Source organism: Pseudomonas sp. LRF_L74, assembly GCF_965644255.1.
Taxonomy (GTDB): domain Bacteria; phylum Pseudomonadota; class Gammaproteobacteria; order Pseudomonadales; family Pseudomonadaceae; genus Aquipseudomonas.
This window is the reverse complement of the sequence record NZ_CBFFRH010000002.1, coordinates 768,380-794,086: the sequence shown is the minus strand read 5'-3', so window position 1 is coordinate 794,086 and position 25,707 is coordinate 768,380. Positions and strand designations below refer to the sequence as shown.

At 60.9% G+C, this 25,707-nt stretch carries 22 protein-coding genes and 1 pseudogene; 19 read left to right on the top strand and 4 right to left on the bottom strand.

Going from position 1 to position 25,707, the window contains the following annotated elements; genetic code table 11:
- Positions 1–131: 131 nt before the first annotated feature.
- Positions 132–359, bottom strand: a complete 228-nt coding sequence (locus tag ACSZPK_RS08500) for a hypothetical protein (RefSeq protein WP_437880989.1) — start codon at positions 357–359, stop codon at positions 132–134.
- Between the two features lie 193 nt (positions 360–552).
- Here ACSZPK_RS08500 and ACSZPK_RS08495 point away from each other — a divergent pair, with 193 nt between their 5' ends.
- The 5 genes from ACSZPK_RS08495 to ACSZPK_RS08475 all read left to right on the top strand — a co-directional run bounded on the left by ACSZPK_RS08495 (position 553) and on the right by ACSZPK_RS08475 (position 5,796).
- Positions 553–855, top strand: coding sequence for a His-Xaa-Ser system protein HxsD (locus tag ACSZPK_RS08495; RefSeq protein ID WP_437880988.1), 303 nt, complete (start codon positions 553–555; stop codon positions 853–855).
- Positions 848–2,347 (top strand): His-Xaa-Ser system radical SAM maturase HxsB, encoded by a 1,500-nt coding sequence (hxsB, locus tag ACSZPK_RS08490; RefSeq protein ID WP_437880987.1) that lies wholly within the window; start codon positions 848–850, stop codon positions 2,345–2,347. The genes ACSZPK_RS08495 and hxsB overlap by 8 nt, the downstream gene beginning before the upstream one ends.
- A 2-nt stretch (positions 2,348–2,349) precedes the next feature.
- On the top strand, positions 2,350–3,579 hold the full coding sequence (hxsC, locus tag ACSZPK_RS08485; protein WP_437880986.1) for a His-Xaa-Ser system radical SAM maturase HxsC: 1,230 nt from the start codon (positions 2,350–2,352) through the stop codon (positions 3,577–3,579).
- On the top strand, positions 3,576–4,202 hold the full coding sequence (hxsA, locus tag ACSZPK_RS08480) for a His-Xaa-Ser repeat protein HxsA (RefSeq protein ID WP_437880985.1): 627 nt from the start codon (positions 3,576–3,578) through the stop codon (positions 4,200–4,202). The genes hxsC and hxsA overlap by 4 nt, the downstream gene beginning before the upstream one ends.
- A 730-nt stretch (positions 4,203–4,932) precedes the next feature.
- Complete coding sequence (locus ACSZPK_RS08475; protein ID WP_437880984.1) at positions 4,933–5,796, top strand: phage integrase N-terminal domain-containing protein; 864 nt, start codon at positions 4,933–4,935, stop codon at positions 5,794–5,796.
- 38 nt (positions 5,797–5,834) lie between these two features.
- Here the strand turns inward: ACSZPK_RS08475 and ACSZPK_RS08470 are convergent, their stop codons facing one another.
- Both ACSZPK_RS08470 and ACSZPK_RS08465 read right to left on the bottom strand, forming a co-directional pair.
- Positions 5,835–6,632 carry a hypothetical protein gene (locus tag ACSZPK_RS08470; protein WP_437880983.1) on the bottom strand — a complete coding sequence of 266 codons (798 nt, stop codon included), beginning with the start codon at positions 6,630–6,632 and terminating at the stop codon, positions 5,835–5,837.
- A gap of 253 nt (positions 6,633–6,885) precedes the next feature.
- A pseudogene (locus ACSZPK_RS08465) lies at positions 6,886–7,180 on the bottom strand (tyrosine-type recombinase/integrase); the annotation flags it as partial.
- A 542-nt stretch (positions 7,181–7,722) separates the two neighbouring features.
- Between ACSZPK_RS08465 and ACSZPK_RS08460 the strand changes: the two are divergent.
- Both ACSZPK_RS08460 and ACSZPK_RS08455 read left to right on the top strand, forming a co-directional pair.
- Complete coding sequence (locus ACSZPK_RS08460) at positions 7,723–8,040, top strand: type II toxin-antitoxin system PrlF family antitoxin (RefSeq protein WP_437880982.1); 318 nt, start codon at positions 7,723–7,725, stop codon at positions 8,038–8,040.
- Positions 8,040–8,510: a type II toxin-antitoxin system YhaV family toxin gene (locus tag ACSZPK_RS08455; RefSeq protein ID WP_437880981.1), complete on the top strand. Its 471-nt coding sequence runs from the start codon at positions 8,040–8,042 to the stop codon at positions 8,508–8,510. The genes ACSZPK_RS08460 and ACSZPK_RS08455 overlap by 1 nt, the downstream gene beginning before the upstream one ends.
- A gap of 215 nt (positions 8,511–8,725) precedes the next feature.
- On the opposite strand, the gene ACSZPK_RS08450 is transcribed toward ACSZPK_RS08455, so the two are convergent.
- Positions 8,726–9,421 carry an XRE family transcriptional regulator gene (locus ACSZPK_RS08450; protein ID WP_437880980.1) on the bottom strand — a complete coding sequence of 232 codons (696 nt, stop codon included), beginning with the start codon at positions 9,419–9,421 and terminating at the stop codon, positions 8,726–8,728.
- A 177-nt stretch (positions 9,422–9,598) separates the two neighbouring features.
- Here ACSZPK_RS08450 and ACSZPK_RS08445 point away from each other — a divergent pair, with 177 nt between their 5' ends.
- From ACSZPK_RS08445 to ACSZPK_RS08390, 12 genes are all read left to right on the top strand, one after another.
- Positions 9,599–10,591 carry an ABC transporter substrate-binding protein gene (locus tag ACSZPK_RS08445; RefSeq protein WP_437880979.1) on the top strand — a complete coding sequence of 331 codons (993 nt, stop codon included), beginning with the start codon at positions 9,599–9,601 and terminating at the stop codon, positions 10,589–10,591.
- 37 nt (positions 10,592–10,628) lie between these two features.
- Entirely contained in the window at positions 10,629–12,818 is a 2,190-nt protein-coding gene (locus tag ACSZPK_RS08440) for a TonB-dependent receptor (RefSeq protein WP_437880978.1), read from the top strand.
- Positions 12,819–12,831: 13 nt separating this feature from the next.
- Entirely contained in the window at positions 12,832–13,923 is a 1,092-nt protein-coding gene (locus ACSZPK_RS08435) for an ABC transporter substrate-binding protein (RefSeq protein WP_437880977.1), read from the top strand.
- Positions 13,913–14,659 carry a nitroreductase family protein gene (locus ACSZPK_RS08430; protein ID WP_437880976.1) on the top strand — a complete coding sequence of 249 codons (747 nt, stop codon included), beginning with the start codon at positions 13,913–13,915 and terminating at the stop codon, positions 14,657–14,659. The genes ACSZPK_RS08435 and ACSZPK_RS08430 overlap by 11 nt, the downstream gene beginning before the upstream one ends.
- Before the next feature lie 23 nt (positions 14,660–14,682).
- Positions 14,683–16,182, top strand: a complete 1,500-nt coding sequence (locus tag ACSZPK_RS08425; RefSeq protein WP_437880975.1) for an NAD(P)-binding domain-containing protein — start codon at positions 14,683–14,685, stop codon at positions 16,180–16,182.
- 73 nt (positions 16,183–16,255) lie between these two features.
- A complete protein-coding gene (locus ACSZPK_RS08420) occupies positions 16,256–17,467 on the top strand; it encodes an acyl-CoA dehydrogenase family protein (RefSeq protein ID WP_437880974.1) in 1,212 nt (403 codons plus the stop codon).
- Positions 17,467–18,282: an ABC transporter permease gene (locus ACSZPK_RS08415; protein ID WP_437880973.1), complete on the top strand. Its 816-nt coding sequence runs from the start codon at positions 17,467–17,469 to the stop codon at positions 18,280–18,282. Before ACSZPK_RS08420 ends, ACSZPK_RS08415 begins: the two co-directional genes overlap by 1 nt.
- Positions 18,279–19,046, top strand: coding sequence for an ABC transporter ATP-binding protein (locus ACSZPK_RS08410; RefSeq protein WP_437880972.1), 768 nt, complete (start codon positions 18,279–18,281; stop codon positions 19,044–19,046). The genes ACSZPK_RS08415 and ACSZPK_RS08410 overlap by 4 nt, the downstream gene beginning before the upstream one ends.
- Positions 19,047–19,096: 50 nt before the next feature.
- Positions 19,097–20,248, top strand: a complete 1,152-nt coding sequence (locus tag ACSZPK_RS08405) for an MFS transporter (protein WP_437880971.1) — start codon at positions 19,097–19,099, stop codon at positions 20,246–20,248.
- A gap of 172 nt (positions 20,249–20,420) precedes the next feature.
- On the top strand, positions 20,421–22,868 hold the full coding sequence (locus tag ACSZPK_RS08400) for a TonB-dependent receptor plug domain-containing protein (protein WP_437880970.1): 2,448 nt from the start codon (positions 20,421–20,423) through the stop codon (positions 22,866–22,868).
- Positions 22,869–22,875: 7 nt separating this feature from the next.
- The gene (locus ACSZPK_RS08395) at positions 22,876–24,342 is read left to right on the top strand and encodes a DUF3526 domain-containing protein (RefSeq protein WP_437880969.1); all 1,467 of its coding nucleotides are present in this window, start codon (positions 22,876–22,878) and stop codon (positions 24,340–24,342) included.
- A complete protein-coding gene (locus ACSZPK_RS08390; RefSeq protein WP_437880968.1) occupies positions 24,339–25,697 on the top strand; it encodes an ABC transporter permease subunit in 1,359 nt (452 codons plus the stop codon). The genes ACSZPK_RS08395 and ACSZPK_RS08390 overlap by 4 nt, the downstream gene beginning before the upstream one ends.
- Positions 25,698–25,707: the final 10 nt, after the last annotated feature.

The following is a 25,707-nucleotide window of genomic DNA, read 5'->3' as shown; positions in this document are numbered from 1 at the left end:
CCCTGGGAGGCATCACCCCCAAACAGAAGCTGGCCATTGCGGCCCGACATCTACTTCTGGCGAGTACTAAAAATGGGGGGATTACTCTCATGAGCACATGGGTATCAAACAGGGACCCGCAGTATAAAGGGCTAGAAGCGCCACTGGATTTCGACGGCATTGGTGCCCGGGGCAACATATCCGGCAACGGTCTTCCAGCCACCCCACACAAGGAGACCGCGCCCTTCGTACTGGAAGATCAATGGAGGAATCGTCGTGGGGACTTGGGCATCGCCTCTTTGAAGCAAGACGGTCAGGTAACTGGAGCCCAATGCGGCCAGCACGACGAATAGCAGATAGTTGAGCGCTCGAAGACGCATATCAAAATCCTTTTCAGTGAAGCCTTCCTAGCCAAAACAAATTAGATCAGAAGCAGCATGGCGCCAAGGCTGCACCAGCTCAGACGAAAGTCGGGCTCTACTCTAAGCACAGCTGGAATATTCTTGCATGGCAAATTGCCTTCATCTCTGGCAATATCCTTTTGAAGGATAAGGCTAAGGAAGGCGAACTCACGTGGTGTGGACACAGATCATCGTAATCGACGAGAGCGCGTATCCGCTCAACGTGGCGCAGAAAGCTGCATATGCCTTAGCCGCAACGCTCTCGATACTGATTACTCGCCAGGACGGCAACCTGCATCTGACGGTTACCCCAGCAGACCTGCGAATCGACACTCCTCATTTAAGCGAAGCTCAAGCACGTATCTTGATTACCCGCTCGCTGAATGACTTTGCACTCCGGCAGCAAATCCAACTGGAAACCTTCGGCCTACGGGAGCTTCTAGCCGGCGTCGCGCTCAGAGAGGCAGGTGTCTAAGGTGACGGCAGCGATCCTGACCAGGGAAGTCGGTTACAAGCTTCTACCCTTTCGGTTTCTCCGGCTGGATGACACCAGTCCAAACAATCTGCTGATTACCGCAGAAACCGGCGAGTACCTGTTTGTCTCTGAGCAGCAGCTTCGGCAGCTTGTAGGCAAACAGCTTGAGCGCGGCACCCCGCTCTACAAAGATCTCTTGGCCCGGCACTTCATCTACGAGCCGCAAAGACACAATCCTATCGCCGAGATCGCCGCGCAGTACCGCAGCAGAAAAGAATTTCTGTTTGGCGGGTCGGCTCTGCATCTGTTCGTGGTGACACTGCGCTGCAATCACACCTGCCAGTACTGCCAGGTGTCACGGGCACCACTGGGCGGATCTGGCCATGACATGTCGCAAGAGCATGCAAGCCATGCCGTAAACCGGCTGTTCGAATCGCCCTCGCCCGTCCTTACCGTGGAGTTTCAGGGCGGAGAGCCGCTGCTAGCCTTTGATCGCATTCGGCAAATTGTGGAAGAGATCGCTGAGCGAAACGAACACGAGAAACGCAGCATCCAGTTCGTCATCAGCAGCACGCTTCATCACCTGACAGATGAAATACTGGATTTCGCAAAGATCCATGGCATCCAGTTTTCTACGTCCTTGGATGGCCCTGCTTTCCTGCACAACGCCAACCGTCCTACCCCTGGTAAAGACGCCTACGAACGTACGCTAAAGGGCATCCAGTGGGTCAGGGAGCGTCTGGGGAATGATGCGGTATCGGCGCTGACAACTTTGACGGCCAATAGCCTGCAGCACCCTCACGCTATTGTTGATGAGTACGTGCAGCAGGGTTTCAACAGCATCGCGTTACGACCTCTCAGCCCATACGGATTTGCGAAGAAGTCCAGCCAACGCTTGGATTACTCGATGGCTGAATACATCGACTTCTACAAGACCTCGCTGGCCTACCTGATAAACATCAATCAGCAGGGTACGTACCTATCCGAAGGCTACACATCCCTTTTACTCAGCAATGTCCTGACTCCATTTTCATCAGGCTATGTGGATCTCCGATCGCCCGTTGGCGCAGGGATAGGCACCCTCCTCTACAACTACGACGGCGACGTCTATCCCTCGGATGAAGCACGCATGCTGCTCGAGATGGGAGAAGACGGTTTGAAGTTGGGCTACGTGGCGCAGCCGTTACAGGAGCTTTTGGGCTCGCCAGTGATTGAACTACTTCTCTCCGCTGGCGTGGCCGAGGCGCTTCCAGGCTGCTCGGATTGTGCGCTGGTACCTTACTGCGGCGCCGACCCTATAGAGCATTTCGCGCGTCTAGGAGATCCCATCGGCCACCGCGCATTCAGCACCTTCTGCCAAAAGAACTCGGAGCTGCTTACTCACCTGTTTCGCCTGCTCCGTGATAATGACGACGACACACAGAGAGTGCTGCTCTCCTGGTTAGCCCGGCGATCCCTAGGGGATCTGCCAGTAGCCGACTACAGGGGGTAACGATGCTTCGTCTCGATACTCAATTCGATATTCATAACTTGGCGCGCACCCGGCTCTTCAAGGTCACTACTCCTGCAGAGCTGATTGAGAAAGGCACGGCGGTGTGCGCAGGTGAGCCAAGCTTGAGCGATCTTGCACTCTGGCTAGACGAGCCTGAGTCAGACTATTCGAAGCAGCTGCTGGCGCTACCTGTCGGCTGCCTGCTGCTCCCAACAAGTGACACTGCCGTTGATGGGTTTGATGGCACTCAGCTGGTTAATCCGAATGACTCGACCATCGTTCAGCCCGGGGATGTAATCGTCGTTTCTCCAGACTCCCGGGTTGTTCGGGTACTCTATCGTCGCGGCTCCAACAGCAATCTGTTGTTCATGACAGATCGCTGCAACAGCCTCTGTTTGATGTGCTCTCAGCCGCCCAAAGACATCGATGATCTGTGGCACGTCGAGGAGAATCTGAGGCTAATCGACTTGATGGATCCTGGCGAAGAGCAGATTGGGATCAGCGGTGGCGAGCCCACACTCTACAGAGAGGGTCTGCTCGAAATCATTGCCAAGGCCAAGCTGGTCATCCCAGAAAAATCCCTGCATCTCTTGAGCAATGGCCGCCTACAGAGCGACCCAAGTTGGATCGCTTATCTGCAGGCTTTAGCTCATCCGCAGTTGACCTGGGGCATCCCCCTGTATGCCGACAACGTTGATGATCACGACCATGTCGTCCAGGCGCCCGGGGCTTTCAGCGAGACGTTACGTGGCCTCTACAACCTCGCCCGTGCAAATCAGCGCATTGAGATTCGTGTCGTTCTGAGCAAGCTCACGGCCCCAAGGCTGCCAGAGCTGGCGCATTTCATTTTCAGGAACATGCCCTTTGTGCAACACGTTGCCTTGATGGGCATCGAGAACATGGGGCTGGCGAAGAAGCACTATGACGAGTTGTGGATTGACCCACTGGACTACCAAAAGGAGCTGAGTCAGGCGGCTCATTTCCTGGATGTTCGTGGCTTGCCCGTTTCGGTCTACAACCTTCCTCTCTGCGTGCTTGAGCCCTCGCTCTACCCGTTTTACCGGCAGAGCATTTCGGACTGGAAGAACCTGTTCATCGAAGCTTGCCAGGGCTGTGCGGCTGTCACGCAGTGCGCTGGTTTCTTCAAATCCCATTCAGCTCGGTGGCAAAGCCGAGGCATCCATCCAATATCAGCAACAGAGCTGGGCACATACGCAAGGAGAGCACTATGAAACTCATCAGTCGATGGAAGCTACTGATTGGCCAAGCCGTGACCATGCTTCCGGTGGTCGCCACCTCCATGGCCCATGCCAACCAGGCAGCCTTGGCGGGTGTCGACTGGACGCCTCAAACAACTGATGAGCCGCCGGTGTTCAAGAACACGCTGAACTCGGTCGACGCTGTGAACATTTATGCGGCGCACCGATCTCACAGCTCCCATCGTTCACACAGCTCTCATCGCTCGCACTACAGCGGCTCCGGTGGCGGCTATAGCGCACCGCGGGCATACACACCGCCTTCCGCCCCTGCTCCGCGAACCACCTACAGCGTTCCCAGTTCATCGACTCCGTCCTATGGCTCAAGCTCCAACTTGAGCGGCTCCGCAAGGAATTCAGCACCGAGCACGCAAACAAGTCCTCAACGCGCGCGGTCGACTAGTGAAGATCTATCGCTCGTGATCATGCGCGTGCAGATGGCATTGATGGTGAAGAAGTATTACACCGGGAGTATCGACGGCCTTATGGGTAACGGCACGCGTGGCGCGTTGATGGCGTTTCAGATGGATTCCGGACTTCCGGTTAACGGGAAGATGGATACGCAGACACTGAATGCATTGGGTGTGGCGATTCCATAACGGATACGAATGCCCGCTATCGCCCAGCAGCCGCTCCTGGCCAGAAACAGCAGCTTGAAAGAGTTTACGAATCTATGGTCGATTCAATACCCTCATTTCCTAGGTACAGTTGATTGGGAGCAGCCCGCCGACATCCTGAGCCACCACAGCTACTTCCCGAAATGCGGTCTGGCGCAGCATCCTATTGTCTCTGTCGCACATGATGATGGCCCGCGATACTGGCCCAGCAGTGACCTACCGGCAGGTGTAACGCCGGACATGCTGGCGCAGCTTCCATGCGCCGTCATTGCGCGGGCCGTATCCATCCGGCCACCCCAAAGGCACCGGCTTCTGCAAGTGCCAGTCCGCAAGGATGAAGCCACCCCAGGCGCGCCAGGCTCGTTCGCGCGCCGCCCTGTAACAGGGTGAGCCACCTTCCTCATCAAGCCATCCGACGTCGTCCCATCCGCCGCAGCGTCCTGCTGCCTGTCTGTCCCATGCCCCGCTGTCGTCATCTGCCGGGAGCTTTCCCTTATCCCATCCACAGGTGGTTTATCCATGCACTACGCACGATGACTGGCCGCCCGGTCTTCCCACAGGAAGCAAGACGGACGCCTCATTCCGAGGCAACGGGTGTGCTGAGCACCCAGGCCCTTCGCCCTTCGGGGATCTCGCAATAGCGAGTTGGCAATAACACTAACCGATCAAGTTCTCAGCATGGCGCTACAGCCAGGACACAGAGAGGCAGGCGGTGGATGATTTGACGTGGACGCTGAAACAGCTGTGCCGACGCAACCGTGACGGCAGCTTCGCCACACAGGCCGACCGGCAGCGCTCCCTGACGCTGATGGCCCGCCAGTTGCGTGACACCGGGTTCAACCAGATGCAGGCCCGCTCGCTCAAGGGCAAACACGTCGATGCGCTGCTCAACCAGTGGCAGGCGCAGGGGCTGTCGACCGGCACCCTGAAGAACCGCCTGAGCCATCTGCGCTGGTGGGCCGAGAAGATCGGCAAGGGTGGTCTGTTGCCTGCTGACAACCGCCACTTCGGCATTCCCGAGCGCCAGTACAGCACCAATCAGAGCAAGGCGCAGACCCTGGACGAGCGCCTGGAGGCCATCCGCAACCCGCATGTGCAGATGAGCCTGCGCCTACAGGCCGCCTTTGGGTTACGCCGCCAGGAGTGCATCAAGTTCCAGCCAGCCTGGGCCGACCGGGGCGACCACATCGCGCTCAAAGGCTCATGGACAAAGGGCGGCAGGCCGCGCAGTGTGCCCATCACCACGCCGCAGCAACGGACGGTGCTCGATGCAGCCCGGACGCTAGCGGGCGCCGGTTCGCTGATCCCGGCGCACAAGTCCTATATCCAGCAGCAACATGTGTATGACGGCCAGTGCAAGGCGGCAGGCCTGAGCAACATGCACGGCCTGCGCCATCAGTATGCCCAGGCAAGGTATGAGACGCTAACCGGCTGGCAGGCACCGGCCACAGGTGGGCCGACTGCGAGTGCGCTGACCCCGGCCCAACGCCAGATCGACGCACAGGCCCGCCAAATCATCAGCCACGAACTCGGCCACGAGCGCCCTCAGATCGTCTCCCAATATGTAGGGCGCTAGTATCCATAGCTGCCATCTTGCCGCTCAGCAGTCCCCGGCTAGCCTCGTCGCAGCCAGAGATCATACGCATGACCCGAGAGCATGAAGTAGGCCGCACCGAGCAGTATGATGAGAAGTACGACGCCGCTGATTTGCGCGGAAAATCGGGTGTAACGCGCCAGGCCAAACCAGAACGAGGACAGTGCGCCGCTGGTACGTTGGTTCATCAGGGCAAGGTAATGCAGTGATCGCAACGCAGCGACAAACGTTGCACCGATCCCCATCACAACCCCGAAAAGCTGGGACAGTATCCAGATGCGATGCTCATTCTTCAGCACCTCAAAATAGTAATCGATGATCCCGTAACGAAAAGCCGCCTCACGTGCGCCGGCAATAATCCCCGCTTGAGCAAGCTCCGTCAGGTAGATCGATGCGCCCACCGCGACCAGGGGCGTGAAGATGTACCAGCCCCACTCTGCGCTGTTGTACTGCCCACGGATAGCAGAGGCAAAACCTGCGGCAAGGATAAAAGCCGTGCAGGAAAACACCCCATTCAACCAATAGTGCAGGATGTCACTGGCGTAACGGCTGTATCCCCAGATAACAACGGCCACGACCATAAACACAGCACCAACATAACCCCATACATCGCCCGAAGACGATGATGTTCCGCGATTTTTATTCACCACGACCGTTTGCCTGAAGATAACAACGGTCTGCTGTACCGTTGCAGGTGCCGCAGGCGAAGGTGAATGGTTGAATCCGGCAAACAGCAGACCCAGAATTACGCTCACAAGCGGAGAAATAACGGCACTTTGTACAAGTGGGTTATTGACCCAGGTAACAAACGCGTCCAAGAAATACTCCTTTCGATGCTCTAGTCGTTATACGGCTCGACAGAAAAAGCCGCCTACGGAGCAAGGCTGTCAGTGAATGACACCCCTTACCGCAGACGGCTTAACTATTGGTTTCGCCGCAATTTACTGTATTTTTATACAGATTAAAATTATGAAACGAGCATCACACCGGCTGCGCCAGCAGTCACAGATAGCTTTCGATCCCCGCCATGCTGTGCGGCGGCGCCTGCGGGAGTACGGGCTGAGCGATCAGCTCGCAGGCATCAAGCCGGTCAGCCCAGTCCCGCATCATCATCCGGCGCTGCTCCACATAGTCCGCATGGTTGTAGGCCGCGCGGATCTTGTTGGGATGCATGGGACAACTGCACCTCGATCCATTCCTTCGGATAGCCCAGTTCGTTGAGCGCCGTAGAAATCGTCGCCCGGATGCCGTGTCCGGTCAGCCGGTCGGCATAGCCCATGCGATGCAGCGCGCCGTTGATCGTGTTTTCGCTGATGCACTCCTTGAGGCGGCTGCGATGCAACAGCAGGTAGTGCTGCGCGGGGCGCGCGAGCTTGCTCGTCGATCAGCACGCGCACAATGCGATGGCCTGCTGGGGCAGCGGCACGATGTATCGCGACAATTCGTAAACCCTTGGCGGCGATCCTCCGTCGACCTAGCCTATGAACCGAATACCTTCCTAAGAGCAACCCGCCTACGCCTTCCGTATCTTTCAAGCATGCCCCTACTGGTCTGAAGGCCCGATTTTTCTGCTACCAAGCCCCTTCGACAGTGATTTCCAAGCTCCGAAGGCAAAAACTGCCCTGCCCGAAATCGCCATTCTTGATCGCCGATCCACCGTGCGCGAGCGGGGGTACATTTGGGGGTATTTTCATCATAAAAAACTTCTAAAGCATTGTTCTAGAAGCATGTCAAAATGTTCTGCGGCGATCCGGAGAGTCTTTAACGATCGAGTCCCTGGACGTGGTGTAACTCATGCTGCGGTGCTAATGGACGTCCACCCTGCCTCTGCTTGACCAGCAGAAAACCAAGATTGTCAGCGTAAGGATTATTCCTTACCATCCAATCAACTCATCCAGGAGAGCGCTCATGCCTACCATCCACGAAATCGCCACCCTGACCTCAAAAGGCCAGGTCACCTTACCCAAATCCGTTCGCCAGCTACTGGGCCTAGATACCGGTGGCAAGATCGCGTTCGATGTGCGCGCCGGTGAAGTGGTGGTCAGCCGCGTGGAAGCCATTCATGAAGACCCTGCCATCGGCGCATTCCTAGGTTTGCTGGAGGCCGACATCCGCAACGGGCGCAACCTCACCACGCTACCGCAAGACCTGGCCCAAAGCATGCTCGCCAACGTAGGCCGCGATGTGAATCTGGACGAAGATATTGACGGTGAGGTCGCGCTCTGATGCAGCGACATGGCTGGACGCTGTTGTTCCATGAAGGTGTGATCGTACAGCTACGTAAACTGCAAGAAGCTACTGCACGGGCTGAACAGAACGACCCGCAGGGCTTTGAAACCAATGCCAACGTCAAGCTGTTCCAGGCCTTGAGCCAATTGATTCTGGACGTGGTGCCAAGGGATCCGGCATGCGATAAGTTCCGCCAGGGCAATACACTGGGAACAGCCTACCGCCATTGGCGGCGAGCGAAGATCGGCAGACGATTCCGGCTGTTCTTTCGTTACGACTCGAAATCCAGGGTGATTGTCTACGCATGGGTCAACGACGAAGACACCTTGAGGTCAGCAGGCAGCAAATCCGATCCTTATGCTGTGTTCGAGAAAATGCTGGGCCGGGGCAATCCTCCGGATGACTGGGATACGCTGATCGCCGCCACGAGAAGCGACTGGAGCGAATCCGAGCCCTATGTTCTTTGAGCTTCGTCGCTCGAAAAAACACCCGGATGGCCCCTACTCGCTCACCAGACTCACTTAGGGGTATCGCTAGAGGCATATCTCCGCTTTTTTGAAAACGGCACCCAGGCCATGCCTTCCGATCATCCCCCGGTTTCTCGGCGACAACTCGGCGATGCTTTTATCCCCTCGCGGGCAGAGCCAGCAAAAACGCCTCATGCACTTTCCGCCTGAGCGCTCTAGAAAAGACTGCCACGCCAGACCACCCGACCAATCACATCAATCGTATCGCGGTCGACTTCAATGGGTTTGATGATCGGGTTGTCGCTGATCAGCCTGAGATGACCATCCAGATCATTCTGCACCCGCTTGATCAATACGGTTCGCTCCTTTCGTAGGGCGTAGATATCGCCATCCACGATATCCCGCTGGGTAATGTTGACCAGCACCGTATCGCCATTGGATATCGTCGGTTCCATGCTTTGGCCAGACATATAGAGGCCGGCCAGGCTCGCATCATCCATGCCGTGTTTACTCAGCCAGAAGCGACAGAATCCAAGCCCAGCCAGGGTTTCTGGCTTCAATGGCAGTTCCGCGTCCATATCTTCTTCGCGCAACGCACGCCTGCCCTTGTACATGGGCAAGAGCGTGAGGCTGCTGGTATCCCCCTTGACTACAGGCGACTCCATCCGATCAGGTCGCCCTTCCCCCGTCATCAACCAGAGCAGATCGACACGGGCAGCGCGTGCCAAGGCTATCAGCACCCTGCGAGTGGGCTGCCCTCCAGCCAGGTAGCGCTGGAAGCCGCTTTGCGAAACGCCCGCGCTCTTGGCCAAGGCATTGGCACTGCCCACCCGGGCAATCAACACACGCAGCCGCTCGATGAATGCCGACTCTTCCTCATGCTCGACCTGATCAGCTTCCAAATTATCCATGACACACCTTATAAGGTTATATTAATTCGTTATAGAGAATTATATTTAAACTAAAGAACTAATAATGTCTAATCATACAACACATATTAACTCTATAACGATATATATTTATTTTTTAACTTTATAGAGATAGAGCCAAGGGGCAGTACCGTGCGCATGCAGAGAACACTATCGAATATGACGTCCGCGAGTCGCCGCAGCTTCCTGTGGAAAGCCTTTGTCGTCAGCGCCGTCGGCTGCGGTTTTCCACTCGCACGGGTGCTGGCGAAAAGTGACGATCTGGCCCGGGTCGTACTGCGCATCGCCAATGCCAAAGGCAGTGACGAAACATTCTTCAGCCAGGCAGGCGTCGACGACACGCCTTATCAGATTCGTCCGGTCAGGCTGGGCCAGGCCTCTCTTTCCGCCGAGGCGTTGAACGCAGGGGCCTACGACTTCGCTCTGCAGTCGAACATCTCCTCGGTATTCCTGCCAGCGCAGACGCCCATTCGCCTGGCGGGCTTCATCGGCTTTCGCGGCGAAGCGTTCAAACTCTATGTGCGCAAAGGCGCCGGCATCGATACGCCAGGCCAGATCAAGGGCAAACGCGTCGCCTTCATGCGTGGCGGCCCATTGCACCTGATGCTTCTGGAGGTTCTCAAGCAGGAAAAGCTGACTCTTGCCGATATCCGCCCGGTCGCCCTGAGTGCCCAGGACTCCGCCTCGGCCTTCATCTCCGGTGACGTGGATGTGGTGCTTGCCGGCATGTATGCGCCCAGCTACCAGATCGAACAGAGCGGTGGCGAGTTACTGGTGGGCGGCGAGCACTTTCCCGGCTTCGCCAACAATAATGGCTATGCGGTCGCGGTACACCGCCAGGTTCTCACGGACCCGGCGAAAAAACAGGCCGTCAGCGACTACATCAAGCGTCTGAAGGAAACCTGGAGCTGGCTCGACCAGCATGAAGACCTATGGGCAGCAGAGCTGGGCCGCCTGTTCGGCGTACCCGCGCAATTCATCCTCAAGCACAGGCCTCGACCGTATCAGACGGAGATTCTTGCGAGTAGTGACGGGCGTTCGCGCCTGGATTATGTAGCGCGCTCGTTCCTCGACGGAGGAGCGATTCCCGCGCTACCCGATACGAGCAGGTTATGGGATGACGAGTTGGAGTCCCTCATACCTGCAACTTGATCCGCTGGATCTTCGCTAGTTCTCAACTGGAGTCATCATGGAACTTTCTGTTCGCAGAGGGCAGGCCCCTTTTCGCCGAAAAAAACTCGCCGCATTCCTGGCGCAGGCAGCATTCGTCACCGTACCGGCTGTCAGCCAGGCGCAACAGGCAACCGCCACAGACAATCAATCGACTGCGCTCGAGGTGGTGAAAGTGACCGCCGAGCGTCGCGAAACTGAACTGCAGAAAACCCCTGTCTCGGTGGGCGTCGTCAGCAGTGCGGACCTCGAAAAAACCGGCTTCCAGCACCTCTTCGACATCGAGAAGAACGTCGCTGGCGTGTCCTTCTTCAAGGGCGCCTCCAACCAGCAGTCATCGATTTTCATCCGCGGCGTAGGTACGACCAACCAGGGCTATACCCAGGCCGTTGGCGTCTATATCGATGACGTGCCCCTCGCCCGTTCGGTCGCCGCCGGACAATGGGATCTGCCTGACCTGGAGCGTATCGAAGTGCTTCGTGGCCCCCAGGGCACCCTGTACGGGCAGAACTCCTCGGCGGGAGCGGTCAGGATCATCTCGCGCAAGCCCACCGATGAAAAAGTTGCCTGGGTATCCGCCGGGATCGGTAACTACGAAGCCCGGGAGTACAAGGGTTATGTCTCCGGGCCCCTGGTCGAGGAGCGCCTGTCAGGCAGCGTGGCGTTTTCCTACAACGAGCGCGACGGCTTCGGTCGTAACCTGTCGACCGGCGATCACATCAACGGTGCCGATACGATTTCCGGCCGGGCCAAGTTGCGCTTCACCCCGAGCGATGACTGGGACGCCATCTTGACGGTCGATGGTCTCGTCGACAAATCCGACAACGGCACCAACACCACGCCGCTGAACTATGGCAACACCAGCCCGCGCGACAGCTGGGCGATCCAGGACCTGACCAAAAGCAGGCTCGAACGCAGCGGCGTGAGCCTGAACGTCACCAAGGAGCTCAACGACACGTTGAGCCTGCGCTCGATCACCTCGTACCGCACCTACGAGCACGATCCAGACTACATGGACATCGGCGGCCTGCCGCGCTACAGCAATACCTGGCACCAGACCATCGAGCAGGACCTGTTGTTCCAGGAATTCCAGTTGCTCGGAGAAGTCAACGACGCTCTTTCCTATACCGCTGGCGTGTTGTTCCAGAATGAGAAGTGGGCAAACGATAACTGGAGTTATCGCGGTAACGGCGGCCCGATCACCCGGCAGTTGGCACGTACCCGCTACGACACCGACGACATTGCCCTGTACGGCCAGTTCGACTATCGCCTGAGCGAACGCTGGACGATCACCGCGGGCGCCCGCTATTGGAAAACCGAGCAGACCTACGACGCCAGCGCCTACACACTCGATGCCAACCTTGACCCGCTGTCACGCACGTTCGCGGTCAGTGACTTCGAGAAAACCTCTCATGGCGTGACTCCGCGCCTGACCATCGGCTACCAAGTGACCCCCGAGGCGTATCTGTATGCGAGCTATACCGAGGGCGCCAAGTTCGGAGGCTACAACCGCAGCGCCGCGAACAGCCAGGTCGCCAGCGTCGCCGCCGATCCCGAGGAAGTGAAGGCCTACGAGATCGGTCTCAAGACCAATTCATTCGACAACCGCCTGCAGATCAACGCGGCATTGTTCTACAACGACTACAGCGATTACCTGGCCGTCGTCTCCAACCCGACGATCAACGGCACTACATACGGCGGCTCGGTGCTGATGAACGCGGCCAAGGCCGAGACCTACGGTGCCGAACTGGAGGTTCGCGCAAAGATCACGCGAGGCCTGGACTGGAACTTCTCGTTCGCCTACGTCGAAAGCGAGTTCAAGGAGTTCTTCGACCCCTATGGCAACAGCCCCTATGAAGGCAACCAGTTGCCGTTCGCGCCGAAGTACCAGGCCGCCACCGGGCTCAGCTACACCCACGGCCTGAGCAACGGCGACGAAGTCAGCCTGTACGGCTCGGTGCAGTTCACCGATAGACAATTCAGCGACCAGGTCAACAACCCGCGTGCGGCGATCCCCAGCCGTACCACTGTCGATCTCGGCGCCGACTACCGTTTCGCCGACGGCCACTGGAGCGCCGGGATCAAGGTGCGCAACCTGACCGACAAGGACCACATCATCCTCAAGAGCTACATACCGGCCTACGGGATCGAGTCCGCCGCCTACGATGAACCACGCACAGTCGTCGCCAGTGTGCGTTATGACTTCTAAGCCGGAGACGATGATGAACAAGCCTCATCTGGACCGTCTCTGGTACACCCGCTGTGGCGTACCGACAAGCTTTGGCGTGGCCATGCACCATGGCTGGATCGGCGAACGCCTGGCCCTGGATGGCACTCGCATCGAGTCGCTGAAGGAGTCGGCGGACCCGGTGATCCGTGCCTCGCACTTCGACCACTCACTGCCCTTCTCGGTACGTTACGGCGGCGCGAGCCCGGCGATCTGGGCCCGTTCGACGGGACGCGAGACACGCCTCATCGGCCTGGCGACGACGCGTGCCCGACAACTGCTGGTGACCACCCCGGAGTCCGCCCTTGAGTCGATAGCCGACCTCAAGGGCAAGCGCTTCGGCGTGCCGCTCTGGCACAACCAGCCGATCGACTTCCAGCGGGCAACGACCCTGCGCAACCTGGAGAACGCCCTGCGCGAGCAGGGGCTGAGCCTGGCGGACGTGGAACTGGTGGACTATCCGGTCGGCGCGCGCTATGCCGACGAGGCCATGCACCGGGTGCCCGGCACCCAGGCGTTCGGGCCACGCAAGCTGCCGGGCAAGAACAGCGAAATCCTCGGTCTCATTCGCGGCGAGGTGGACGCCATCTACCTGCACGGCGCCCACAGCGCGGCGATGGCTGACGGGCTGCAATTGAACGTGCTGGCCGATGTCAGCGAGGTGAGCGATCCCCTGCGCTGGGCGCACAACGACAACCCGCTGCTGCTGACCGTGGACAAGCAACTGCTCGACGAGCACCTCGACGTCGCGGTCAGCCTCGTCGAGCAGATCCTGTGTGCCGAACAGTGGGGACGCGAGCAGCCGCAGGCGCTACGCCAGATAGCGGCGCGGGAAGTCAACAGCAGTGAGTACTGGATCTGGAAGACCTACGGTGACGACGGCCTGCAACTGCGCACCGACCTGGCGGCACCATCGCTCGCCGCCGTACAGGATTTCGCCGACTTCCTGCTCCGCGGGCAATTCATCGAACGCCCCGTGACGGTCGCCGAATGGATCGACCCGCGCCCCTTGGAACTGGCGCGAGCGCGCCTGCATGCCGCCGAAACCATCATCGAATCGACAACGGATCACACCCATGCCCAATGAAACCATCAGGCTGCTGCAATCCCATCGCAGCGACCGCCATTTCACCGACGAACCGATCGCCGAAGACGTGCTGGACGCGATCATTCGTTCAGCGCAGCAATCGCCCACTCATCGCCATGGCCAGCAGATCAGCCTGGTGGTGGTGCGTGACGCACAGACCCGACAGCGCTTGTTCGAGGTAACGGCCGGCCCCCAGCCGCAGATTCTCAAGGCGCCGGTGTTCATCCTGGTGACGGTGGACTATCACAAGACCGGCATCGCCGTGGCCAATGGCGGCAGCGAACAGCACATCCAGGAAAGCCTGGAAGGCTGGACGGTCGGCGCTGTCGATGGCGGCATCACCCTGGCGACCCTGAGCATCGCCGCCCGCTCGTTCGGTCTCGGCGCGGTGGCGATCGGCGCCATTCGCCACGATCCGCAGCCGGTCATCGACCTGCTTGGCCTGCCGCGCTGGACCTTTCCCCTCGTAGGCATCTGCATCGGCCACCTGGCCAGTCGGTCCGAGGTGAAACCGCGCCTGCCGATGGCGACCTATCGCCATGATGAGCGCTATGACGCCGCTGCACTGACAGCGGAAATCCTCGCCGCCTACGACCGCACCCTGCTCGCCCACTGGGCGTCGGTGGGGCGCCCCGACGGCACCTCCTGGACGCAGCGAGTACAGCCCTACAGCACCTCCGTCCACCCTGAAACCAAGATCGTGGCCGAACGCCAGGGTTTTACCAACGTCGAGTGACGGCTTCGCAGCAAGGAAACACGATGAGCACTTTGCAACAACTCCAGGATAACCTCGCCCAGTCCTTCCGCTGGTCGGCGCCGCAGCCGGCCGCCTGGGTCCCGCCCCTGGCCGGCAGCGACCATGACGTGGTCGTCGTCGGTGGTGGCCAGAATGGCGTGGCGATCGCCTACGGCTTGCGCCGCCAGGGCGTCAACAATGTACTGGTGATCGACCAGGCCGAGAGAGGCAATGCCGGCATCTGGAGCAACATCGCACGCATGAAGCAACTGCGTACCAGTAAATTCATCGCCGGCCCCGAACTCGGCAATCCGGCCCTGAGCTTTCGCGCCTGGTTCGAGACCCAGTTCGGGGCACAAGCCTTCGATGACCTCGACCGCATCCGGCGCGAAGATTGGGCCGCGTATCTGGCCTGGTACCAGCAGGCGGTACAGGTCGAGGTGCAATACGCTACGCGCTTGCTGCGCATCGAGCCGCTGAGCGGCGGCCTGTTGCGCCTGCACCTGCAGCAAGCCGGCAAGACACGCAGTGTGGTCAGTCGCAAACTGGTACTGGCGACCGGTTTCGGCGGCGCCGGGGAGAACAATATTCCGCCGGTGTTCCACGGGTTGCCCAAGGCACTCTGGGCGCATACCAGCGAGAACATCGATTTCGCCGCGCTGGCCGGCAAGCGCGTGGCCATCGTCGGGGCGGGGCCTTCAGCCTTCGACGCCGCTGGCGTGGCCCTCGAACAGGGTGCCGGCGACGTACACCTGCTGTGCCGCCGCAGCGCCATTCACCATCAGCCCAACACGCCGAAAGGCACGACGCTGCCGCAGCCTCCGGCAGCTGTCGCGGCGCCAGCCAAGGTGCCTTACGGGCGCAACTATCCGGGCGCCTTCCAGCACTTCCATCACCTGCCGGATGAAGTGCGCTGGAATTATCACTTCAACATCAAGATGGGCCCGGACTCGACGCCCGAAGACTCGATCCGGCGTGCCACCGCGTTCGCCAACTTCCACATCCACCTGAATGCGCCCTGGGATGGCGCGAGCCCTGGCGCAGACAACACGAGCGTCGAGTGGCGTACCCCGGACGGCGATGTGCTCGCATTCGATTTCGTCATCGCCGGCACCGGTTTTCGCATCGACCTGGCGACCCGTCCCGAACTCCAGGGAATCATCGAGGACGTCGCCCTGTGGGGCGATCGCCATAAACCTGCCAGCGGTCGTGAACTGGCCTCCGCGGCCCTGTATCCGTATCTGGGCGACAGTTTCCAGTTCCTCGAAAAGCGCCCCGGAACGGCCGCCCATATCGAGAACATCCATTGCTACAACTGGTCGGCGAGCCTGAGCTGCGGCAAGAACCTGAGCGACGTGCCCAGCATGCCCGAACTCGACCGGCTGATCGGCGGCATTACCCGCAGCCTGTTCCTGCAGGACCTCGAACTGCATACGGCACGCATCACCGGCTCCGAGGCCCAAGGCGGCACTGACAATCCCCACGCGGTCTATGCCGAAGCGCTCTGGCCGAAGAGACGCTGAAGGTCGCCGATTTCGCGCCAGGAGCGCCCCCTCCTGGCCCTGTACTCACCCTCCCATTTGCAGAAGTATTTCCATGAACCTCGATACCCGCTCCAGCATCGATAATGCGTTAGCTGCCGCCCGCGAACTGGCCACGACGTTCGCCACCGGCGCGGCCCAGGCCGACCGCCAGGCACGCCTGCCCCTGGACAATTTCAAGGCCCTGCACGAAGCGCGCCTGCTGTCGCTGGTCACCCGTAGCGAACACGGCGGCCTGGGCGGCGGCCTGGAGCACGCGCTCAAGGCAGTCAGCAGTATCGCCCAGGGCGAACCCGCCACGGCGCTGATCCTGGCCATGCACTATATCCAGCACGGCCAGATCGCCTTCGAAGACGGTTTCTGGCCCCAGACCCTGGCGGATCAACTGGTGACCTCGTCGAACGAGCGAGGCGCCCTGATCAATGCCGCCTATGTAGACCCCGGCAAGGGTTCCCTGTCCCATGGCGCACTGCCCGAGACCTCGGCGCGTCGCGAGGGCGACCACTGGGTCCTCAATGGCCACAAGCGCTACGTGACTGGCGCCGAATCGCTGAGCTGGATCCGGGTTTCCGGCGTGACCGATGAAGAACACCCCCGGGTCGGTTACTTCCTGGTCCCAGCACAACATCCTGGCATCCATATCGAGCGCACCTGGGACACCCTTGGCATGCGCGCCACCGACAGCCAGGACGTCAAATTCACTGAAGTACCGCTGCCGCTGGAGAACTTCTTCGCCGGCACCCCGGTAGGCCAGGACCGCCAGCAAGGTCCGCTGGACGCCGTCTGGTACCTGACGCTAGTCGCCGCCGTCTACCATGGCATCGGCCAGGCGGCTCGCAATGCCTTTGTCGAGTTCATCGCTGGATTCGTGCCAGGCGCCTTGGGCGCACCGCTCTCCAGCCTGCCGCGATTCCAGGATGCGCTCGGCGAAATCGAAGCCTTGCAACGCGCCTCAGAACGCCTGCTGAGCAGCATTGGCCACGACTATGACGAATTGATCGCACAGGGCGATCCGCTGCAGATCGAGCTACGTCTCAACGGCGATGCCGAAACCGCCCGCCTGCTGGTGCTGCGCAACGCCACCCAGGCCACCGCGCTCGCCCTGGAACTCGCCGGCAACCAGGGCCTGTCACGCAGCAACGACTTCGAGCGTTATCACCGCGATGTACTCTCGGCCAAGGCGCACAGCCCGAATGCCTGGCTGCTCAAGGCCAGCCTCACCCGCCGGGCCCTGAAGCGGCATGAGGCCGACAAGGCGAACGACTGATGGCCACGTCCACCATTGCACCTGGCCTGCCGCGTGCTCGTCCACGCAGTCGCGAGTTCATGTTGCGCTCGATCAGCCCGGTCGCCTTGCTGCTGATCTGGGAAGTGTCGTCTCGACTGGGCTGGCTGCCGAGCCACATCCTCGCGGCGCCCACTGCCATCAGCGTGAGCTTCTGGGATCTGCTCGAATCCGGCGAACTGGCCGGGCATCTGCTCGTATCCCTGGGCCGCGCCCTGTCCGGGCTGGCCATCGGGGTCTCCCTGGGGGTCGCGCTGGCCTTGTTCGCCGGCCTCAGCCGCGGCGGCGAATATGCCGTCGATGCGCCGCTGCAGATGCTGCGCACCCTACCCTCGCTGGCCCTGGTACCGCTGTTCATCCTGTGGCTGGGAGTGGGTGAGCAGATGAAAATCACCATGATCGCCAGTAGCACGGTCTTCGTCATCTACCAGACCCTGTTCTCCGGAATCCGCGGGGTCGATGCCAAGCTCGTGGAAGCGGCCAAGACCCTGGGACTGAACCGTTACGAGATGATCCGCTTCGTGATCCTGCCGGGAGCCCTGCCGTCGTTCTTCGTCGGCCTGCGCTTCGCCCTCGGGATTTCCTGGCTGAGCCTGGTGGTCGTGGAACAGGTCAACGCGATCAGCGGCATCGGTTTCCTGGCCAACGACGCCCGCGACTTTTCGCGCACCGACGTGATCGTTATCTGCCTGCTGATCTATGCATTGCTCGGGCTCGCCATCGACATGCTGGTGCGCTGGCTGGAGGCACGCGCCCTGGCCTGGCGCCCCAGCTTCATCGGAGGGCCCGCCACATGAACCGCGCCACGTCTCCCGTCGTAAGGCTGCGCGGTATCAGCCGGCAGTTCCATGGGCACCAGGTCATCGATGGACTCGACCTGGATATCCTCCCCGGCGAATTCGTGGTGCTGCTGGGCGCCAGCGGCTCCGGCAAGACGACCCTGCTACGCCTGCTGGCTGGCCTGGACCGTGCCGACGCCGGGCTACTGCAGGTTCCACCGGCAGTGGCCACGGTGTTCCAGGAACCCAGGCTGATGCCATGGATGCGAGTGCTGGACAACATCACCCTGGGCGTCCGCACCCGGGATGCCCGGCAAAAGGCGCAACAGGCCCTCGCCGAGGTCGGCCTGGCTCACCGTATCGATGCCTGGCCGAGCACCCTGTCAGGTGGAGAGGCACAGCGCACCGCCCTGGCTCGCGGTCTAATTCGCCAACCACAGTTGTTCCTGCTGGACGAGCCGTTTGCCGCGCTGGACGCCCTTACCCGCATTCGCATGCACGCGCTACTGCTGAACCTCTGGGTTCGCCATGATCCGGCGATCCTGCTGGTCACTCATGACATCAACGAAGCCGTGCTGCTCGCCGACCGTATCGTGGTGCTGAAACAGGGCAGCATCGAGCAGGATATCCGTGTGCCATGGCCACGGCCGCGACAACAGGGCGCTGCAGATTTCGACCAGGTGAGAAAGCAGCTACTGGCCATGCTGGGTGTGTTCGATGGTGTGGCCGACGGACTGTTGGAGCATTTCGAGGCGTTACCCGCCAAGCAGAATGCTTCGTGACGCCTGTGTCGAGCTGCGCTCACCCACGCAACGACTTCGTCCTGTTCTCGATGGGCGCGGGAATCCTTTCCGCAGGAACCTGGGCCCAACGCACCGCCATCGGATGGCTAGCATGGGACTTGACCCGTTCGGTACCCGCTGCCGGCCTGTTCATCCTGGTGGAGCTGTTCGCCGCGCTGTGGGTGGCACCGCTGGCGGGCGTGGTAACCGACCGCAGCCGCCCTCAGATATTGCTGACGATCACTACAGCAGGCTCGTGCATCCTGGCGTTATCGCTCGGCGGCCTGGCACAAAGCGCTCAGCTCACGCTGCCACTGCTGTGGATCATCGCCCTGCTCGATGCCAGCCTGAGGGGCTTCGCCCAGCCCTCACAGATGCTCGCCCCGGGGCTGCTGTGCAAGCAGGGGCAACTGCCGCGGGCCGTAGCCACGTCCGCAGTGACCATCGCCCTGTCCATCAGCCTCGGCCCCGCCATCGCCGGGGCGATCATGCACCTGCTGGGAAGTGTCTCGCTGGTCTTCCTGCTGAATGCTTTCACGCAAGTGTCCTTCCTGGCGGTGGTACGCACCCTGAAACGACGCTTGGATCGTCGGCCGCATCTGGCTGGCAACGGCATATGGCAAGAAATGCGAGAAGGCTTCGGTTATGCGTTAAAGACCACGAGCATTCGCCAAGTGCTTGGCCTCGCGCTGCTCTTCTCCTTTCTGGGGCGCCCCTTTATCGAGCTGCTGCCGACCCTGGTCGGCAATGTCTTCCAGGGTAACGCGGGTCTCCTCGCGTCATTGATGAGTGCGCAGGGCTTCGGTGCGCTCATCGGCTCGGTGTTCATGCTGTGCTACCGACAGGACACCAGCCAACTGTTCAAAACCCTTTGCTTCGCGGGTATAGGCATCGCCTGCGCGGTGCTCGGCATGGTCGCGACTGAGCAGCGGGAACTCATGCTGATTGCGATCTGCCTGGCCGGGCTGTTCCACGTCATCTGCAATATCTGCATGCAGTCCTTGTGTCAGTTGCGCAGCGAAACGAGGATCAAGGGACGGGTAATCGCGTTGTACAGCCTGATCTTTCGCGTCGTGCCATCGACCAGTGCATTTCTCGTCAGCCAAGCCGCGCCTTTGATTCCGATCAGCCTGCTCCTTTCAATCCTGGCGGTTATCCAACTGATCCTCTTCGCCAAAGCACTGATATTCGAAGCTGGATGAGCCATCACGTGGGCATATCCTGATGCCACACGCGTCAGTCCAGGCGCAACCGAGAGCCAGGCAGGCAACATCGCGTCTGGACGCAGGATGGCAATCGGCATGTTTGTACAATGTCTAAATACGTTATACAATAACATTACATTCTTGTAGACATGACAACTTGGCGGCGCGCATGGACGTGCTCCCAACATCAGCCACGCTCAATACACGCCAGCCAATGATAAAAAAATTCTCCGTTGTCAGGCCGCCAGCGCTGCTGGCGGCAAGCCTCATGGTTTTCTTGTCCGATACCTTGCCAGCGCTGGCGCAACAGCCCGCCATTCCAGATACAGTCGACAATACGGACGCTACGGATGCGGCGCCCGACGCCTGGGACACGACACTTGCGCCGATACTCGTCACCGGCAGCCATATCCGCGAGACTGCGACAAGCGGCTCGTCTCCGGTCATCGTCTTCGAGAAACAAGACATCGAGCGCATTGGCGTGGCCACGCTGCCGCAATTCTTCGAGAAGCTCCCACAAAACTTCGGCGGTGGCGCCAATGGCGCTAACGTCGCCAACCTGGGTCTGGATCGCGACACCGCGAGCAATTTTGGCCAAGGCACATCGATCAACCTGCGTGGCCTTGGCACAGGCACGACACTGACCCTGGTCAACGGGCACCGCGTGGCCTCGTCCAACCGTTACCAATATGTCGACGTATCGTTGATTCCACTCAGCGCGGTGGAGCGTGTGGAGATACTGACGGATGGAGCCTCCGCCATTTACGGCGCTGACGCGGTCGGTGGTGTCGTCAACATCATTCTTCGCCGTGATTTCACTGGATATGAAAGCGCAGCACGCGTTGGCACCACCACGAGTGGAGGCATGAACGAATACCAAGTCTCCCAGGCTGGCGGTTGGGCATGGGACGGGGGCCATCTCATGGCCACCTATGAATTTATGAAGCAGGGCTCTCTTTCCGCGACCGACAGGGATTTTTCGGAAAACGTCACCGTCAAGCCCTACGATCTCTATCCGGCTTCAGAGCGAAACAGCCTATACGTCGATGGCTCCCAGCAACTGAGCGACGTACTGACGCTCACCTTGACGGGTAGCCTTGCCAAGCGCGAAGTGGAAACCACGATCTCCGGAACCGCCGATGAAACCCGCCTATTCCCGCAGACACGGCAGTTCGATCTCTTCGCCGGACTGACTCTGGACCTGCCGCGCCAGTGGCAGGCCCGACTGAATGCCGGATATGGCAGGAACACCGTGCGCTACGAGCGAACCACGATCGCGGGCTCCTCCGCGACGACCGCCCAGCCGACCGACATGCAGTCGGACACCCGTTACCTGGAGCTGATCGCAGACGGCGAGCTGGCGACCCTGCCCGCCGGAGCCGTACGTGCAGCCTTGGGGACCAGCATCCGCCGCGATGGCTACGACTTTTTCGATTACCGCGGATTGGAGAAGCCGTATGACGTGCACCGCAACATTGCGTCCGTCTTTGGCGAGTTGAACGTCCCGCTGCTGAAAGACCTTCCAGGCATGCGCATGCTGTCGATGACGGCAGCGGCGCGCTACGACGATTACAGCGACTTCGGCTCCACGGTGAACCCCAAGTTCGGCCTGCAATGGGAAGTCACTGAGGATTTCACCTTGCGCAGCACCTACGGACGCTCATACCGGGCGCCGGTTTATCAGGACATGCAACCGAACAATACGGCCGTGGTGGCCCGCATTCCTAATCCAAACGCGCCCAGTGGAAGCACGGTGCTGATGATGCTTGCCAATGGCAATCCCGATCTCGGCCCCGAGCGCGCAAAGACCTGGACCGGCGGCTTTTCGTTCACGCCACGAGCACTGCCGGGGCTGAAGATCGACGCGAACTACTATCGCATCACTTACGAAGACCGGATCGATAGCGGCTACGCGGGCAGCTTCCCCTCCTTGTTCCTGGGGTCTACCGCAGCCTACTCGGATATCCTGACCTTCAACCCGACACCCGAACAAATCCAAAACGCTCGACAGATTGGATTGGCCGGACTTGGCTTGTTCGTTTCCCGGGTCGGCCCCTACGCCCTTCCCCAAGGAATGGACGAAACCAGCACTGAGGTCATCCTCGACAATCGCTTCCGCAACAACGCGTCCACCTCGCAGCGCGGGGTGGATCTGGATGCGTCTTATGACTTCAACATCGGCCAGACCGACGTCGCGCTCAGCCTTGCGGGGCAGTACATCATCGACTCCAAGCGCCGGGTCACCAGCACCGCTGCGGAAGTCGATGCCCTGAATGCCGTGTACCTGCCAGTGGATCTCAAGCTGCGCGGTGGAGTGGCCCTGACCCGCCAGCAGCTGGCGCTCGGTGTCTTCGTCAACTATGCCGACCATTATCGCGACTCCGCAAATCTCGACGATCCACACGTCGCGTCCTGGACCACCGTGGACCTGAATATCGGATACCGTTTCGCGCCCTCGTCATCGTCGCAGGAAGAAACACACCTCGCCTTGAACGTGCAAAACATCTTTGACCGGGACCCGCCCTTCGTCGTCAACAGCATCAACACCGGCTTCGATCCCACCAACGCCACCGCCTTGGGGCGTTTTGTCTCCATGACCCTGACGCATCAGTGGTAATCCGGCGATGGCCACTCGCCTTGCGGATGGCACCGTGACGCTGCTCGCACACTCCCAGACACTCGGCGTCGCTGCGACGCAGCTCACCCTGATGTGGCGTGAGCGGCGCGTGGTGTGGCTGGCGCTGGTGCTGCTGTGTCTCACCGCGACGTCGGTCGGCACCAGCGCCATACGCCTATCGGCCCAGGCACAAGAGCGGCAGGCGGTCGCCGAGGAGGAGGCTCGGCTGTGGGACGCTCAAGGCATGATCGATCCGCACGCCGCCGCGCACGTCGGCCGTGCGATCCCGGCACCGGTAAATCCACTGGCGACCTTCGATCCGGGGTTGTCTGACGTGGTGGGTGCTTCGGTGTTCATCGAGGGGCACGCGCAGAACCCGGCGCGTCACCGGCCGATCGAGGAAGGCGCGGCGCTGAGTCGCTTCGGCGGCTTTTCGGCCGCCTGGGCACTTCAGGTCGTTGCGCCACTGCTGCTCATTCTTGCCGGTTTCTCCACCCTGTCCGGCGACGTGGCACGGGAGCGGCTTCGCCAGGAGCTTGCCGTCGGCGGCGCCGCCACGGCCCTGGTCGGTGGACGGTTGCTCGCATTGGCGACCGTCGCTGGGCTGCTCGCCCTCGCCCTGTTTGGCGTCAGCCTTCCGGCCATCTTGCTGCAGGACGCGGCGGGCACTGAGCCAGGAGCACTGCTGGCTATCGGCGGTGCCTACCTGCTCTACCTGCTGGCATTCTGCGCCCTGACCGTTGCCATCTCCGGGCTGTGTCTTTCGGCACGTACGTCCCTGGTCGTGTTGTTGTGTTTTTGGGTCGTGGCGACCCTGCTCGTACCGCGCATGGCGCCAGCGGTTGCCGAAAGCCTGGTGCCCACGCCCTCCGCCCCGGCGTTCAGGGCAGCCGTCACCGAGGAGGCGGAGAGTGGCGCCGACGGCCATGATCCGGCCGACAAGCGGCTTGAGGCCATCAAAGCCGAGCTCATGGCCCACTACAACGTTGACGACGTCGCCGACCTACCGCTCAACTTCAGAGGCGTTGCCCTGGAGTTTGCCGAGAGAAATTCCACGCAAACCTATGCGCGGCACTTCGAGCGTATCTACGCCGCCTATCGGCAGCAGGAACGCGTACAGCGCGCCTTCGCGGCAGTCTCTCCGACACTCGCATTGCAGCCGTGGTCGCGCGCCTTCGCCGGAACCGACTTCGCGGCTCACCTGGCCTACCTGCGTGGCGTCGAGGACTATCGCTATCGGTTGATTCAAGCGCTGAATCACGAGGTAAAAACCCACAAGCCCCCGCCTGGCGAGCACTACCACCTTGCGGATATCGCGACGCTCTCGCGCGCCGTCGTCTATGCGCCGCAAGAGCAGAATCTGGCCGCCACGGCCTCAGCGCAGGCTCCCAACCTGGCGATTCTGCTGGGCTGGACGCTGCTGAGCCTCTGCCTGACGCTCGTCTCCGCAGCGCGCCTGGGACGGGTGGCATGAGCAGCATCGCCGTCGCAGGGTATGAGATGCGTCGCCTCCTGCGCGACCGCGCATTGGTGGGCCTGCTGCTCCTGCTCGTAGCGCTGGGCGCCTATGCCGCGTGGAACGGTACCGAGTGGGTCGGCCAGCGCATGACAGCCATCGACTTGCTCGCTACCGAAGAGCAAAAGATGCTCACGCGCGCGCGCACCTTCGTCGGGAAGGCTCCGTCGGTGCTGCCGCGCGTGCAACCCGTGCTGTCTCCGGGGGCAATGGCGGTGGTATCGATCGGGCAGGCCGATACCTATCCCTTCACCGCCGACGTCGTTGCGCTGGGGGATGCCACCCTGTTGTTCAAGCGTGTCTGGGCAGATATCGGCAGCCCAACCGCGCGTGCAGCCGGTCGCTTCGATCTGGCCTTCGTCATCGTTTTCCTGCTGCCCCTGGTCGTGCTCGCCGCCAGCTATGACCTGTGGTCGCGCGAGCGTGAACGCGGTGTCGCGGCCATGCTGCTGTCGCAGCCGGTCGCCCTGGGCCGGTTGATTGTCGTCAAGGCACTGGCGCGCGGCCTGGTCGTGCTGCTGCCCTCTGCCATGATCCTCACTGCCGCAGCCGCGTGGGCTGGCGCGCGCGACCCAGCCGGCCTGGCCTGCCTCGCTCTGATCGTCTTTACTTACGGCGGCTTCTGGCTGGCAGTGGCGGTGATGATCGGCCTGCGCGCACGGCGCTCCACAGAGGCGGCTATCGCCGCTGGCGCGGTCTGGCTGTTGCTCGTGGTCATCGCACCGTCGCTCGTGCTGGCCGGTATCGATCTGCTTGCGCCGCCGCCATCGGAAATACGCTTTGCCACCAACGTGAAGGCGCGGATGGCCCAGGTTACTGAACGTCAGCGCCTGCATCACGCGGTCAATCCCGCACCCGTTCGGGCACCCTCCCCCACCATTCCCGACTCGATGCGCGCCAGCTATGCCGACCTGGTTGATGCTGATCGGCAACTGGCGCCCATGCTCGCCGACCACAAGCGAGCCCGGGATGCGCGCCGCCAGGTGATGGACAACGTGCGCTTCCTGCTGCCGTCGGTCGCCGTGCAGGATGCGCTGGATCGCCTCGCTGGCGCGGATGCCGACCGTGCGCTCGCCTTCCAGGAGCAAGTCACCGTGTTCTGGCAGCAGCGTCGGCTCCTGCACCAGGCCTACCTGGAGCGCGACGCGATGCAGACGCTTGCCGAGTACGACCATCTGCCGCGCTTTGCGTTTCACGACACCGACAGCGTCTTGCAAACGGGCGTGCTGGCCGACCTGGCAGCGCTGATCGTTGCCGCCGGACTGCTCCTGATCGCCGCCTGGATCATGCGCGGCCAAGCGACGCAGCCATGAGGACCCGCAC